The sequence below is a fragment of the Streptomyces sp. NPDC050548 genome, assembly GCF_044457385.1.
In the GTDB taxonomy this organism is placed as follows: Bacteria; Actinomycetota; Actinomycetes; order Streptomycetales; family Streptomycetaceae; genus Streptomyces.
Window position 1 is genome coordinate 368,568 of record NZ_JBITGV010000005.1, and the last position, 14,266, is coordinate 382,833.

The 14,266-nt window shown below is 70.9% G+C and carries 11 protein-coding genes; 7 read left to right on the top strand and 4 right to left on the bottom strand.

What is annotated here, in order from left to right; translation table 11 throughout:
• Window positions 1-181: 181 nt before the first annotated feature.
• The gene (locus ACIBJH_RS17310; RefSeq protein ID WP_399117686.1) at window positions 182-760 is read left to right on the top strand and encodes a histidine phosphatase family protein; all 579 of its coding nucleotides are present in this window, start codon (window positions 182-184) and stop codon (window positions 758-760) included.
• Window positions 761-904: 144 nt separating this feature from the next.
• Entirely contained in the window at window positions 905-1,639 is a 735-nt protein-coding gene (locus ACIBJH_RS17315) for a polysaccharide deacetylase family protein (RefSeq protein ID WP_399117818.1), read from the top strand.
• Between the two features lie 22 nt (window positions 1,640-1,661).
• Here the strand turns inward: ACIBJH_RS17315 and ACIBJH_RS17320 are convergent, their stop codons facing one another.
• Both ACIBJH_RS17320 and ACIBJH_RS17325 read right to left on the bottom strand, forming a co-directional pair.
• The gene (locus ACIBJH_RS17320; protein WP_399117687.1) at window positions 1,662-2,876 is read right to left on the bottom strand and encodes a cytochrome P450; all 1,215 of its coding nucleotides are present in this window, start codon (window positions 2,874-2,876) and stop codon (window positions 1,662-1,664) included.
• An 87-nt stretch (window positions 2,877-2,963) separates the two neighbouring features.
• The gene (locus ACIBJH_RS17325; RefSeq protein ID WP_399117688.1) at window positions 2,964-3,977 is read right to left on the bottom strand and encodes a DUF2278 family protein; all 1,014 of its coding nucleotides are present in this window, start codon (window positions 3,975-3,977) and stop codon (window positions 2,964-2,966) included.
• Between the two features lie 114 nt (window positions 3,978-4,091).
• Between ACIBJH_RS17325 and ACIBJH_RS17330 the strand changes: the two genes are divergently transcribed.
• Window positions 4,092-4,532, top strand: coding sequence for an SRPBCC family protein (locus ACIBJH_RS17330; RefSeq protein WP_399117689.1), 441 nt, complete (start codon window positions 4,092-4,094; stop codon window positions 4,530-4,532).
• A 4-nt stretch (window positions 4,533-4,536) separates the two neighbouring features.
• Here ACIBJH_RS17330 and ACIBJH_RS17335 read toward each other — a convergent pair whose 3' ends face one another.
• Complete coding sequence (locus ACIBJH_RS17335) at window positions 4,537-9,354, bottom strand: DNA/RNA helicase domain-containing protein (protein WP_399117690.1); 4,818 nt, start codon at window positions 9,352-9,354, stop codon at window positions 4,537-4,539.
• A 91-nt stretch (window positions 9,355-9,445) separates the two neighbouring features.
• Between ACIBJH_RS17335 and ACIBJH_RS17340 the strand changes: the two genes are divergently transcribed.
• Genes ACIBJH_RS17340 through ACIBJH_RS17355 form a run of 4 tightly spaced genes read left to right on the top strand, consistent with a single transcriptional unit; the run spans window position 9,446 to window position 13,702 of the window.
• Complete coding sequence (locus ACIBJH_RS17340; RefSeq protein ID WP_399117691.1) at window positions 9,446-10,300, top strand: DUF4231 domain-containing protein; 855 nt, start codon at window positions 9,446-9,448, stop codon at window positions 10,298-10,300.
• A gap of 12 nt (window positions 10,301-10,312) precedes the next feature.
• A complete protein-coding gene (locus tag ACIBJH_RS17345; protein ID WP_399117692.1) occupies window positions 10,313-11,602 on the top strand; it encodes a toll/interleukin-1 receptor domain-containing protein in 1,290 nt (429 codons plus the stop codon).
• Complete coding sequence (locus ACIBJH_RS17350; RefSeq protein ID WP_399117693.1) at window positions 11,599-12,579, top strand: AAA family ATPase; 981 nt, start codon at window positions 11,599-11,601, stop codon at window positions 12,577-12,579. Before ACIBJH_RS17345 ends, ACIBJH_RS17350 begins: the two co-directional genes overlap by 4 nt.
• Before the next feature lies 1 nt (window position 12,580).
• Window positions 12,581-13,702: a hypothetical protein gene (locus ACIBJH_RS17355; RefSeq protein ID WP_399117694.1), complete on the top strand. Its 1,122-nt coding sequence runs from the start codon at window positions 12,581-12,583 to the stop codon at window positions 13,700-13,702.
• On the opposite strand, the gene ACIBJH_RS17360 is transcribed toward ACIBJH_RS17355, so the two are convergent.
• The gene (locus tag ACIBJH_RS17360; protein ID WP_399117695.1) at window positions 13,610-14,251 is read right to left on the bottom strand and encodes a LysE family translocator; all 642 of its coding nucleotides are present in this window, start codon (window positions 14,249-14,251) and stop codon (window positions 13,610-13,612) included. The two genes, ACIBJH_RS17355 and ACIBJH_RS17360, sit on opposite strands and share 93 nt — an antisense overlap.
• Between the last annotated feature and the right edge of the window lie 15 nt (window positions 14,252-14,266).

Sequence of the window (14,266 nt, forward strand, 5' to 3'; positions counted from 1 at the left end):
CCGCCGCCGCCCGCGGGGGGGCCCACTTTATCTATTTCTACCTATTCAGACCCCACCCCCCCCCCCCCCGCGGGGGGCCGCGGCCCCGCCGCCCCCCCCCCCCCCCCCCCCCCCCCCCCCCCCCCCCTCGGTACAGGGGGACGATGTCCGTGCACCCCGTCCGGAGAAGTGGAGCAAGCGAGTGACCAGCCGCATCACCCTGATCTCACCGGCGTTGAACCGGTCCCTGCGGGAGGCCCGGTTCGACGACGGCAGTCCGCTCGACCCGAGCGGCAGGGCCCGCGCCGAGTCCGCCGCCGGTTCGCTCGGGGCGGCCGAGCGGGTGCTGGTCTCCCCCACCGTGCGCTGCCGGGAGACGACGTCCGCGCTCGGTCTCGCGGCCGTGCCCGAGCCGGAGTTGGCGGGGCTCGACATGGGCCGCTGGCGGGGTCTGACCCTCGACGAGGTGATGGCACGGGAGCCGGACGCGGTGCTGTCCTGGCTGTCGGACCCGGACGCGGCGCCCCACGGCGGGGAGTCGGTACGGGCACTGTGCGAGCGGGCGGCCGGGTGGCTGGAGGCCGCGGCGGCCTTCGAGGGCAGGACCCTCGCGGTCGTGGAACAGGAACTCGTACGGGCCCTGGCGGTCACGGTCCTCGACGTGCCCGGGCCCGCCTTCTGGCGACTCGACGTGCCCCCGCTGACCGCGACCGACCTCAGCGGACAGTCCGGGCGATGGAATCTGCGGCTCGGGCGGGAGTTGGGGGCCGAGGGCCGCTGACGCGGGCACGGAGGTCCCTTTTCCGGCCACACCGATCAGCTATACACACCGTATATAGTCGCTGTGTATAGTCTGGACATGCCATCTCTGAGGTCTTCGAGCAAGAAGAGGAAAAGAACGCGGTCCGGGTTGCGTGCCGTCGGCATGTTCGTGGCGATCGTCTCGCTGGGCCTCGCGTCGAGCGGGTGCACCAAGCTCGACACGACCTCGCCCGCCGCCGCCCGGACACACGCCGTGTCGGCCACCGCGCAGGCCCGGTTCGGGACAGTCGACTGCCGCGAGGCGAAGTGCATCGCGCTGACCTTCGACGCCGGACCGAGCGAGCACTCGGCGCGGCTCCTCGACATCCTGAAGGAGAAGAAGGTCCCGGCGACCTTCTTCCTGCTCGGCAAGCGGCACATCGAGAAGTACCCGGAGCTGGTGAAGCGCATGGCCGCCGAGGGGCACGAGGTGGCCAGCCACACCTGGGACCACAAGATCCTGACCCGGATCACGCCCGCGCAGATACGCGGCGAACTGGAACGCACGGACGACGCGATAGAGCGGATCACCGGGAAGAAGCCGACGCTGATGCGTCCGCCGCAGGGCCGCACCGACGACACCGTGCACAAGATCTGCCGTGAGCTGGGCCTCTCGGAGGTCCTGTGGAGCGTGACCGCCAAGGACTACGCGACCACCGACTCCGCCCTCATCACCAAGCGCGTCCTCGCCCAGGCCACCCGGGACGGGATCATCCTGCTGCACGACCTCTACCAGGGCACCGTGCCCGCCGTCCCCGGCATCATCGACGCGCTGAAGGCACGCGGGTACGTGTTCGTGACCGTGCCACAGCTGCTGGCGCCCGGGAAGGCGGAGCCGGGGAAGGTCTACCGGCCCTGAGTCACCCGGGGGCCCGCTCTTCTCACCAGGTCAGGTGCAGGGCGTACGGGGAACGGTGGATCATCGTGGGCCGCATGGTGACCGGACGGTCTGCCGCGAGCCGCAGTCCGGGCAGCCGACGGGTCAACTCCTCCAGCGTGAGCCGGAGTTGCTCCCGGGCGAGTTGGGAGCCCGGGCAGCCGTGCACGCCGAGGCCGAAGGCGAGGTGGCGGGCGACCGGGGAGCGGGTGATGTCGAAGGTGTCGGCGCGCGGATGGCGCCGCTCGTCCCGGTTGGCCGCGCCGAAGGCGATGAACAGCGTTGCCCCGGCGGGAAGTTCGGTACCGGCGAGGACGACCGGCCGGGTGGTGATCCTGCGGAAGCCCTGCAGCGCGGTGTCGTAGCGGGCCGCCTCCTCGATCGCCGCGGGGATGCGCTCGGGCTCGGCGCACAGCAGCTCCCACTGGCGCGGGTGGCGCAGCAGATGCAGGACGGTCGTACCGATCAGCGCGGTGGTGGTGAGGTGTCCGGCGATCAGCAAGTTCTGGAGATCGGCGACGAGTTGGTGCCGATGGTCCAGGGTGAGGGGGCCCTCGACGACGGAGGCGACCAGTTCCGAGCAGAGGTCCTCGCGGGGCTGGTCGTAGCGCTCCCGTGCGTACCGGTCGAGGGTGTGCTGCATCGCGACGACGTCCTGGGCCGCGGCGACCTGCTCGGCCTCCTCCAGGGGACGGAACAGCAACTCCTCGGCGCGGTGGCCGCCGTGGACGACTCCGGGCACGTCGGCGGGGTCGAGGCCGACGATCCGGCCGATCACCTCGCCGGGGAGCCTGCGGGCGTACGCCGACATCAGGTCGACCTGCCCGTTCCCGGCGAAGGCGTCGACGAGGGCGGCGGCGCGCTCGGCGGCGTAGGGCAGGACGGCCGTGACGCGGGCCGGGGAGAGGCCGCGGACGATGGGCGCGCGCAGTCGCTGGTGCTCCGAACCGTCCGCGGTGACGACGACCGGCCGCCCGCCGAAGCCGCCGCCGAGGACAGCGAGCGCGGCGGGCGACGGCAGCACGTCGGGCCGTAGCGCGACCGCCGAGGAGAACTCCTCGGGGCGGCGCAGGACTTCGCGGACGTCGGCGTCCCGGGCGACGAGCCACGCGTCGAGTTCGGCGACGTGGGTGAGGCCCTCGGTCCCCCGGGCCCGGGTGTAGAGCGGGTACGGGTCGCGCTGCAACTCGTCCAACCTGCCGTGCAGTTCGCGGTCCACGGGACACCCTCCGGCCGGTGGTGCGGTGCGGGTCGGGCTCATGGTGCCGTACGCGCACGCGGTGCGGAAGGGAGCGTCCGGGCAGCGTCAGAACACCACGGCCCAGCCCTCCCTCGCGGCCTGCTCCGCCGTGTACGAAACGCCGTGCACCTTCAGGCCGCCCGCGTCGAGGAGGGTGATCTCGCCGCCCTTGTTGCCGAGTTGGACGCCGTCCGTGAGCGGGACGAGGAGCGGGGCGCCGGCCGCGAGCGGGCCGGAGGCCGGTACCGCGCAGGAGTTGCCCAGCCGGTCCCGGACGTGCCAGCCGGTCAGGTCGACGGGATCGGGCGAGGCGTTGAGGAGCGTGACGCTCTCCGACTCCGGTGCCGGGCCACGGGGGTTGACCAGGGCCGCCACGATCCGGACGGGCTGCCCGCCGGGCTCGTTGCGGTTGCCGTCGGTGCCCTCCAGGGTGTGGCCGGTGGTGTCGTCGGTGTGCCAGGACTGGCTCTGGAAGGCGAGGAAGATGCCCACCCAGCGCGACTGCGCCGGGAAGTGGATCAGGATGCCGCCGTCCTGCCAGACGCCGTCGTCACCGCTGAAGCGGCGGCTGTTGCCCTGGTTCATGTGGATGTCGTGGACGCCGTTGCCCGGCAGGAAGCCGAACACCTTGTCCTTGACGGTCGGTTCGGGGCCGAAGCGCTCGCCGAAGACGTACAGCCGGGCGTCGGGGTCGTCGACCGCGCGTCGTACGTAGTGGTCGAGGAGGTCGGCGAGGTCGTTGTCGGGACCGCTCGCGTCCGGCGGGAGTGTGCGCAGCTGGGCCGGGTCGAAGAGATTGCCGCGCACGAAGTCGAGGTTGGGGCCGCCGGGCCCGGGCAGCAGGGTGTTCCAACCGCTCGGCAGGCCCTCCAGGCGGGCGGTGACCGGGTGTTGGAAGTCCTCGCTGACGAGGTAGAGCAGCTCGGACGGCTGCTCGGCGGACAGGACGTTGACGGCGGCGCGGTAGTGCGTGCCCGCGTCGTCCGTGAGGTGGATCTGATAGTGCGGTGTACCGGCGGCACCCTCACGCCGGGTGTCAACCGCGCGCGTGATGAGTACGCCATAGGCCTTCAGCGGCATGACGACCGACTCCCCCAGTGGTGTACGTCTGCGTGCCCATGAACGGCTGGGCCAAGGGTGTGAGCCCCCCGACGAAAGTACCGCCGACCGCGATGCGTTCTCTACGATCCCTGCATGGTCAACTTCCGTCTCGAACGCACGGCACCGCTCCCCCTGGAGGAGGCGTGGCGCCGGTTGACGGAGTGGCCGCGCCACGGCGATGTGGTCCCGCTGACCCGGGTCACCGTGCTCACCCCGCCGCCGACCGGTGAGGGCACCGTGTTCGTGGCCCGCTCCGGCCTCGGCCCGCTCGCCTTCGACGACCGCATGGAGGTCACCGTGTGGCGACCGCCCACGGACGACGAGCCGGGTCTCGTACGGCTGGAGAAGCGCGGGCGGGTGGTGCTCGGCTGGGCGGAGATCGAGGTGCGGCCGGGGCCGGGGGGCCGCAGCCGCGTGGTCTGGCAGGAGGAGCTGCGGGTGCGGTTCCTGCCCCGGCTCTTCGACGGGCCGCTGCGGTGGGCGGCGCGGTCGATGTTCGGGCGGGCGGTCAACGGGCTGTTGCGACGGGCGTGACGCGTCACCGGCCGGCGGGACGGGAGAGGCCGGAGGCCGTCCCGGGTGCGAGGGACCGCAGCGCCTGCCGGGTCTCCGGGTCGGCCGAGCAGAGGACGACGCCTCGCGCGGCGCGCGTGAGGAGGATGCGGTAGGCGTTTCTGATCAGGCGGTCGGCTTCCGCGTCCGGGAGCGCTTTGGTCCTGAGCAGTGTGGACTGGTTGCCCGACCGTACGGTGATCCAGCGGCCGTCGCGAAACACGAAGTCGGGTCCCAGAAGGACACCGCACCAGTCGAACTCGAAGCCCGCCGCGCCATGGATGTTGCCCATCTGCTCGAATCCGGAGGCGTCCACGGCCCAGCGGCCCGGTGGGGTCGGTGACTGCCAGGGCCGACGCCAGTCGCCCACAGTGACCTCGCCTCGGGTCTGGTCCGACGCCTCCTCGTCGGCAGGGACCGTCCACGGCCAGCACAGACCCGCCGTCATCCGCACCGAGTCGCCGTCATCCAGCCGCGCCCTCAGAAACTCCTCCATCTCCTGCGGGCTGTCGGCGGCCAACACGTCGTAGCGACCGTCCGGTTGCCAGGAAACGGTGCCCTCGTCGGCCCCGCCCAGCAGACCCGCCACCCACCGGGGGTATGCGGCGCTGCCACGGAAACGGAGCGGCCCGCGCAGTTCCACGTGCACGGTCGGCAGTCCCTTGTCCCTCGCGGACTGCAGAATCCGCTCGGCGGATCCGATGTGGTTGCGGTCCCAGGTCGAAGTCTCGTCGACAAGGAAAACGGAGACGTCCGCCGAGTCCATCATGCGCTCGGTCTCCGGCTGGTCCGATCTCTCGGCCGGGGGAATGTAGCGGCCGTTCGACCGGGCGCGGGCATACTGCGCGTCGTCGCAGACGAGCAGCGGAAGCCTGGCGGTCGCCCCGGAGCCGTCGCTGTCCGGTGGCATGACATGAAAGGGAAACCGGACCCAGTCGACGTTGTCCGCCCGGCCACCGCCCAGGGCCGTCCGCAGTCGGCTCGCGAAGGCGCGCAGTCCGGAGGCGTACGTCGCGTCGGGGTGCGTCCGCCGGGCTTCAGCAAGCAGCATCAGGGCGAGGGCCGTCTTGCCCGTGCCCGCCGGTCCTGTCACCACGACGACCTGCCGTTCCGCACGTCGCAGCGCCGACATCGCATGGCCGAGGACGGCCGACTGACCGCCGAGTGCGGAGAAGGGCGGCTCTCTGTCGAAGCCTAGGGCGGCTTTCAGCACGGTCTGCCGGGGCAGCAGACGCCCGGAGAGCAAGCGGTCCGCCGCCGGCGCTCCAGGTATCGGTGCGAGGCGGGACTGGAGAAATTCCTTGAAGTCGTCGAGCTGGTCCCCCACGAACAACGGCACGCCGAGTCCGTCCAACGGCTGTGGCATCCGCTCGACGTACCTGTCACGCGCCTGGGGCAGGAGGACCACCGAGGCCAACTTGTGGGGATTGCGGCTCAGGGCATCGTGCGTGGCGACGAGCTGTGCCCATCGACTCCGCGCCCGCTCCTGCGGGTTGACCTCCAAACGGCTACGGCTTTGCCTGCACAACCGTGAGTCTCCGCGGTCCAGCAGCAGGGACCGCCAGCCCCATAGTTCGACGACGACGTACGAGAGCTGCCCCGTCGACGGGTGCTCGCCCGCGAGCGTCACGTCCGTCGGATCGTCGCCCGGTCCCGCGCACTGGCCGATGAGCACCTCGACATCCCCGAGCCCGGCGTCGACAAGCGTCCGCGCCAGCACGCCCAGTCCGTCCCGCCACTGCCCCAACTCCCCTCGCGGCAACGGGCCTTCAGGCGAGACAGCCCGCGCGTGGCGTACCTCCCGTTCGATCCGGGCGAGTACCTCGGGTGCGGCAAGCATCCCCGCCGACACCCGGAAGCACCAGCCGGATCGGGTCTCCTCCTGTCGGAGAACGTCGCCCGTCGTGCCGCCGTCCGGGACGGGCACCGGGGGCTCGGGAGCGGCAGCCAGCTCGTACACATCACCGCGCGGAGTGCGCAGCCGTACCGGCCCGTCCCCGACACGCACGGTGCGAGCCTCGCCCGGCGACACCGTCACCGTACGGAACACGGGCTCCGTACCGCCCTCGTCGACCAGTACCTCGACCACGCGGGGATCCGTGTCCGGCACGAGGATCCCGGTGTGCTGCACGGTTCCGGTGCCGGCGCCCAGGGTCAGGGTGTCCCGGTTCCTGGCCACGGTCAGTACCGCTTCCCCGACCGACTCGACGATGACCGAGACGTCGACGGCGGTCAGGTCGGTCGGCGCGGGCGCCTGTTCCAGGCCGGCGTCGGGGACCTGCTGTGCGGCGGCCGTCACCAGTTGCCAGGCACGGACGCTCTCCCGCGCGGCTTCGGGCAGCCGGGCCCAGGCGCCGGACAGCCAGTCGGCGACCCCCTCGCGCCGCTCCTCCACCAGGGCACGCAGGGCGGGCGACAGCAGGTCGCCGACGATCGCCTCGCCGTCACTGGAGCCCAACACACCTGTCACGTCGAGCCAGTTGAGACGTTCCTCCACACGGAGCGCGGGCGAGATGTGCTCGTGGACCTCCGTCACGATCGCGCCGAGGCGATGGAACGGGTCGTCGGGCGCGGCGCTCGCGAGTCGTTCCGCGAGTTCGGCTCTCAGCACGGGCAGCAGCTCGGGACGCAGCGCCATGGCATGCGCCGTCCGTGCGGCCGTCCAGGCGCTGAACCAGAGGTCCGCCTCGTCGCCCACGTCCAGGAGGGGGAACACGTGCAGGCGTACGGCCCGGATCAATTCCGGTTCGATGCGGGTCGCGACGCTGAGGGCGACGGCCAACTCGCGGGCGCCTGGGGGTGGTTCGGGGAGTCTACGGAGCGCTGCGGGCCACACCGGGGGTAGTGGGAGCGAGTGACGCCGGGCGGCGGCTGCGGCTTCGGGCCCGGGGATCCGGACGAGGATGTCGAGGAAGGCCCGGTTCTCGGCACGGCTCAGCGCCGCGGGCTCGGGCAGGAGGGCCAGAACGGTGGGGCCGAGGGCCGCGAAGGCGGTCGCCTCGTCGGCACTGCGGGGTGGCAGGCAGCCGGCGATGCGGTCCATGACCGCTTGCCGGACGGACGGTTCGACCTCACCTGCCTCGGTTAGGCACATCGCGACGAGCAGGTAGAGACGCAGCGCGGCGGAACGCTCGCGCTCGGCGTCGCCGAGTTCGAGGAGGTCCGTGAGCAGTTGGCCGCGCTCACGCGGTCTGGCGAGTCCCGCGGCGTTCAGGAGGACGTCCCGCCACTGGTCGTCGTTCGCATGCCGCATCAGCAGGGGGAAGTCGGCCTCGATGACCAGGGCGCGCGCCGCGAGGAAGTCCTGAAAGGAGCGGTGAATGAACTCGACGGCCCCGTAGGCGTCGCTTCGGAGGAGGCCCGTGCGCTCAAGGAGGTGAGCGAGGATCTCCTCCGGAACAAGACGCGTCGACATTCTCGGCAGGACGAGGGCGATCTGCCGCAGCACATCGTCGTGCGCCATCTGGCTCATGCCGTTGCGAAGCATCCAGTGGGCCAAACGCCCCAGCAAGAGGAGTTGTTGGTCCTGCCCGAGCCCTCTCGACGCGAGCGTTACGATGCCTCGTTCTCCGTCCCGCCGGTGGAGCAGCAGCTCCAGGAAACACGAATAGAGAGACGCGCGGTCCGCGGGTAGCAGGCCCATGCCTGCCATGTTCAGGGAACACAACACGGCACACATCAGGGGATTACTCGCTAGCTCCGTCAAGTCCGCCCGACTGCGCAGCAGTTCGAGGAGCGACCCCTCGTTGGCTGAATTCTCCGCCTCGTCGACACCTGTCGCGAGCCGCGCGCGGTACCACGTCCGTACGAAGTTCTCCGTACCAGCCACCGTCAGAGGAGGCAGGACCAGGTCGCCGAAGCCCTGGAAGCCTCGCTCGGGAACCGCCGTGGGACGGCAGCTCATGATCCATCGGTTGTCAGGGTAGTCGCGGAGCATCTCGACGAGCCAGTCGAAGACACGTCGCCGCTCTTCGGCAGGCACCTCGTCCAGTCCGTCCAGCAGAACAACCGCCCTCCCCTCAGCGAGGACGCGTGCGACCCAGCCGCGGGGCTGCCGTTCCGCGAGAGGGCATTCGATCGCCGAGAGGAACTCGCCGGGCACAGGCATCGCACCACGTCCGAACAGCGTACGCAGGGGGAAGAAGAACGGAACCAACATGTCTCGTTCTTCCTGCGGGTACAGGAGGCCTTGGGCAACCTGCATCGCAAGCCACTGAAGTGCCGTCGTCTTGCCCGAGCCCGCCTCGCCTCGCAGCACGACTCGTTGCCGACTCAGGAGCAGCTGCACGACTGGTTCTACATAGGCGATTTCCAACGGCAGTTCGTAGGATCTCTCCTCCGGACCGAACCCATGGACGGTCAACTTCGCGTATCTCGTGGCGACATACGCCCTGTACCCCGCCTCGAACCCACCATCGGCCCGCCCAGCGAACAGCAACACAGTCGAGCAGAGCTCCACGAGGAGCCGTCGGCCGTCCGTCTCCTCCGACGGAACCAGTCGGCGGTCCGGCACTCGCGCCCAAATCAGGTCGGCGAGTTCGGAAGGACTCTCGGTCCACCTCCGAACGGGCCCCGGCCTCCGCGCGATCGCAACGAGAGCATCGCCCAACCTGTCGATCAGGAGGTTCAACTCTTCTACCGGCGTGCCCAGTTCGTCGTTCTCAGCGGCACGCCGCACCACCCGCGCGGCACACCTGCGTGCCACGGCCTCGTTCTCGGCCGAGGGGTCGACGGACACCGTCTCCAGGTACGGCAGCACGTCCTCCAGTGCCACCAGGTTCAGGTCCCCCGAATTCCGCTCCACCCACCCGAGTATGTCCGAGTCTTTGCCTGCGGCCACGCCCGTCCGTCAGAATCCCCCCGTGGGGATTCTCGGGGGGAACACGCTGATATCCATGACGTGGCAGCGGCAGCGCGTCTGGTCGCAGGCCGCCACGCGGCAGAAGAAGTCCGTCTCGCGCGCGCGGCTCCTCGCTCTGGGCCTCTCCATCGTCACGGCGATCTCCGGTACCGCCTCCGCCCAGACGATGGACGTCTCCGCCCCGCTCGGCCGTGGACTCGCCTTCGTCGCCGCGCTGGCCGGTGCGGCGACTCCGCTGGTCGCGGTGCGCTCCGGTGCGGGGCCGGCCGCGGAGTGGGTCCGGTTACGGGCCATCTCGGAGGCGCTGAAGTCGGACACCTACCGCTATCTGGCCGGTGTCAGCCCCTTCCGCGGCCCCGACCGTGACGTCGTGCTCCAGGACCGTCTCACCCGGCTCGAACGCGACGCGGAGGACCTGGTCCAGCACACCAACGGCACGATCGCCGTGGACCGTCCGCTCCCCGAGGTACGGGATGTCGCCAGTTACGCCACTCTGCGCCCGCGCGAGCAGATGGACGAGTACTACGTCCCGCAGGCTCTGCGCATGCGCGAGCGCGTCGCCGTCGTCCGCCGGCTCGAAGTGTTCTTCAGCGTGTGCGGCGCGACCCTCGGTGCGACGGCGGGCGCCTTCGCGATCGACGGAGCCGGGGTGTGGGTCGCGGTCTGCGCGACCATGGCCACCGCCGTGACCGCTCATGGGGCGGCCTCGAAGTACGGCTACCAGGAACTCGAATACACGCGTACGGCAAACGAGTTGAGGGTGCTGCTGATGAGCCGTACCGATCTGTCGGCGCCCACCGAGGCCGACGAGGACGCGTTCGTCGCCGCATGCGAGGACATCATCTCGGTGCAGAACGACGCCTGGATGGTGAAGTGGACGACGGCGTAAGGCGCGCAGGACATGATCGACGTGTTCATCAGTCACAGCTCGAAGGGCGATCGGCTGGCCGGGGCGGTCCGCGGGCGGATCGTCGGCGGCCTCAGCGCCATGAACTACCGCGTCAAGGTGGACACCCAGGCCCTGCGCAAAGGCCGGGAGTGGTGTCTGCAGTTGATGCGGTGGATGGCCGACTGCCATGCGGCTGTGGTCCTGTTGAACGAAGCGGCGCTCGAATCGGACTGGGTGCGCCGTGAGGTCAACATCCTGATGTGGCGGCGCGCCCTGTGGCCGTCCCTGCGCGTTCTTCCCGTCCTGATCGGGAATGTGACGACGGATCAGCTGAAGAAGGCCGGCTTCGGTGACATCCTCCCGCTGGAGTTCGTCCGCCTGCCGCGTGAGGACGGCGAGAACGACGCGGAGTACGCCCGCAGGCTCAGCGTGGCCGTGCTCGCCGAGTTCGCCGACCTGCCCGCCGTAGGACTCGAAACCGATCACATGCGCAACTGGATCGAGGATGTCGCGGCGCTGCTGGACACGTCCGACGCCCCTGACACGCTGCGGGCCACGGGGCGGGCGCTGGGTATCGAGGAGCAGGATCTGCACCTGTTGGACGCGCACGTCGGCGCGGGGCAGTTCCTCGCCCATCATCTGCTGGCCACGGCTTCCGTCACGAGGCTCCGAGAGGCCGTACACGAGATCGCGCGGAAGCGGCGGCTGAGCCGTGACGATCTCGCCTCGCTCATCACACTCCTCACGCCGGCCTGGATCGACGGTGAGGCGGCCCGGCGGCTGCTGCCTCCCGACGGGCTGGCCGTCAAACGTCTCGTGGCGCTGAACGCGCGCGGAGCCGACACCGCCGGGCAGTACGTGGATCGCGCCATGTGCCGACAGATCATGTACTACCGCTTCCACACCGCCGGCGGCATCCCGATGGGAGAGGACGCCCTGGACGACCTGGCCGCTCAGTGTGTGGAGGCCGTGCGCCGGGTCCTGGTCGCCCCGCCCTGGCAGGACCACCGCAACTTCCGGCCGCGCGAGAACTTCCTGCACTGTCTGATCCTCGACGTCCACAGAGTACGGCCGGGGTTGGTCGAGGAACTCGTGACCCGGCTGCACCAGCTGTTCCCGTGGCTGCTGATCGTGCTGCTGTCCGACGAGTGCGATCCGAGCCGGGCCAGGCTCGCACCGCGGTTCAAGGACCTCGTGGTCCTGCCCGACCTCACCGAGGACGAGGAAAGTCTGGGCTACCAGCTCACCCACGAGCTGCGGGGCCTGCCCGATCGTCTGAAAGGCCTGGAGGCCAGCGCATGAGCGGTGAAGACCCGACCCCCGAACCGCGCAGCCGGCGCGCGCCCGATCTACGGGCCGACTCCGTCTACATCATGTCCGACCGGATCGATCTCGCCGTGAAGGTCGCGTTGGCCACGGGACGCCCCCTGCTGCTGCGCGGGGAACCCGGTTCCGGCAAATCGTCCCTGGCGCCCTACATCGCCCAGGACCGCGGCTGGCGTTACTACGAGCACGTGGTCACTTCGCGTACGGCCGGCAAGGACCTGCTGTGGACGTACGACCAGGTGCGGCGGCTCAGCGACGCGCAGGTACGCGCGGCCGGAGCGGGACGCGACGCGCACGAGACGGGGCCGACCGTCGAGCTCCGGGACGAGGACTATGTGACGCCAGGCTCGCTGTGGTGGGCGTTCGACCCCCGGTCGGCGGCCGGCGACGGTAACGGGCGCGGGCGCGTCGACCCCTTCTGGGAGCTCAACGTGCTTCGCTCGCCGGACGGTTCCGTCGTCCTGATCGACGAGATCGACAAGGCGGACCCGGACATGCCCAACAGCCTTCTGGTTCCGCTGGGTTCGGAATGGTTCCTGGTGCAGGAGACCGGACAGGTGATCCGCCGGGAGCCGACCGCCCCCGGAGGCGGGCATCTCGTGATCATCACCACCAACGAGGAGCGGGAACTCCCCCAGGCCTTCCTCCGCCGTTGTGTGGTCCTTGCCCTGGAGGCACCGGACGGGCCGCGTCTGATGCGGATCGCCGAGGCTCATTTCCGCGTGGCCTACGGGGAGTTCACACCGGATGACCGGTCCCTCACCGAGGAACTCGCCGGGGCCCTGCTGACCACGCGCGCCCAGGCCCGGGACAAGGGCATGCGTCCGCCCAACACCGCCGAGTTCCTCGACGCTCTCCACGCCTGCAAACAACTCGCGATCGACACCGGGGACCCGCGCTGGGAGCAGCTCAAGGAACTCACTCTGCTCAAGTCCCAGCAGCCGGAGGCCTGAAGTGGCGTCCTCGCGGTCGCCCGGCATCTGGCTCGGGGACCTCGCCCGGGCGGTCGCCGCCGTCGGTGCCTCGGATCCGGAGACCCTGCGCGCCGTCGCCGATCTGCTCGGGTTGACCCCCGTGGGAGAAACGGGCCGGACCACCCCGCAGGACGGCGAGGCCGAGGACGAGCAGCCCCAACTCCCTTATGCGGACCCGCCGTCCGACGGTGAGACGGGCGCCTCGGACCGCCCGCTCCACCGTCGTACGTCCCCGGTCACCGACCTCGCTTCGTCCGGCGAGGGCCCGCAACTTCTCACGCCCGTCGCCCGCGAGCCGCGGACACCGACCGTGTGGGCCACCCCGTCGCTGCCGCCCGCGTCACGCGTCACGCATCCGGCGCCGTACCGCCCCCTCCTGGCGCCCCGCTCGGCGCGCGCGATCATCCAGGCCGCGGTGTCGCGCCACGAGGCCGACCGGGACGTGGACATCGAGCGGGCCGTGGCCCGGCTCGCCAGGGGGCTGCCCCTGCGCACCCTGCCCCGGCTGCCCGCGGCGACGCTCCGCTTCGGGGCGCAGGTGCTGGTGGACCGCGGGCCGAACATGCAGCTCTTCCAGCGCGACCAGGACGAACTCGCCGCCCTCATCGCCGGCACCGTCGGCCGGGAGGCCACGGAGGTGCTCCATTTCGAGGACTCCCCCCTCCGTGGTACGGGGCTGGAGGCCCGTTGGACCTGGTGCGAGTACGCTCCTCCGCCGCCCGGGACCCGGGTGCTCATCCTCAGCGACCTCGGCATCGGCGGCCCCCCGCACCCCTCCCGGGGCGGTCGCGCCGCGTGGGAGCGCTTCTTCTCGCTGCTCGCCCGGGCGCGGTGCACGGCCGTCGTGTTCGTGCCGTATCCCCCGTCGCGTTGGCCCGACTGGGCCACCCGTCTGGTCCGTATGGTGCCCTGGGACCGCACCACCACGGTCGGCTGGGTCCGGATGCACGGCGGCCCGGCCGCCCGAAGCCGCCCCTACGTCCGTCAGGGCGACGCCCTCGTCCGGGACTCAGTCCTTGCGGCCGGTGACCGCCACCGTCACGCCCAGCCCGATCATCGTCAGCCCGCCCACCCCGCCCACCGCGGACAGCCGCCCCGGTGACCGTGCGAACCAGTCCCGCGCGGTCGCGGCGACCAGCCCCCACACGCTGTCCGAGGCCACGGCGATGAGGTTGAAGACCAGGCCGAGCAGCAGCATCTGGGCCGTCACATGGCCGTGTTCGCGGTCCACGAACTGGGGCAGTACGGCGGCGAAGAACACGATCGTCTTGGGGTTGGCGACCCCGACGGCGAAGCCCTCCCAGAGGGTGCGCAGGCCGCTGTGCGGGGGCGCCTCCTCGCCGGTGAACGCGGCCCGCAGCGAACCGCGTCGGCGCCAGGCCTTCACTCCGAGGTACATCAGGTAGGCGGCGCCGGCGAGCTTGAGCGCGGTGAAGACGAGCACCGAGCGTTCCACCAGCGAGCCGATGCCGAGGGCGACCGCCACGACGAGGAGGTAGGCGCCGAACGTGTTGCCCAGCACGGTGGTCAGCGCGGCGCGGCGGCCGTGGGCCAGCGCCCGGCCGATCACGAACAGCACGCTGGGGCCGGGCACGATGATCAGCAGGAAGGACAGGGCCGCGAAGGCGAGCAGTCGGTCGGTGGACACCATGTGCCCATGGAAGGT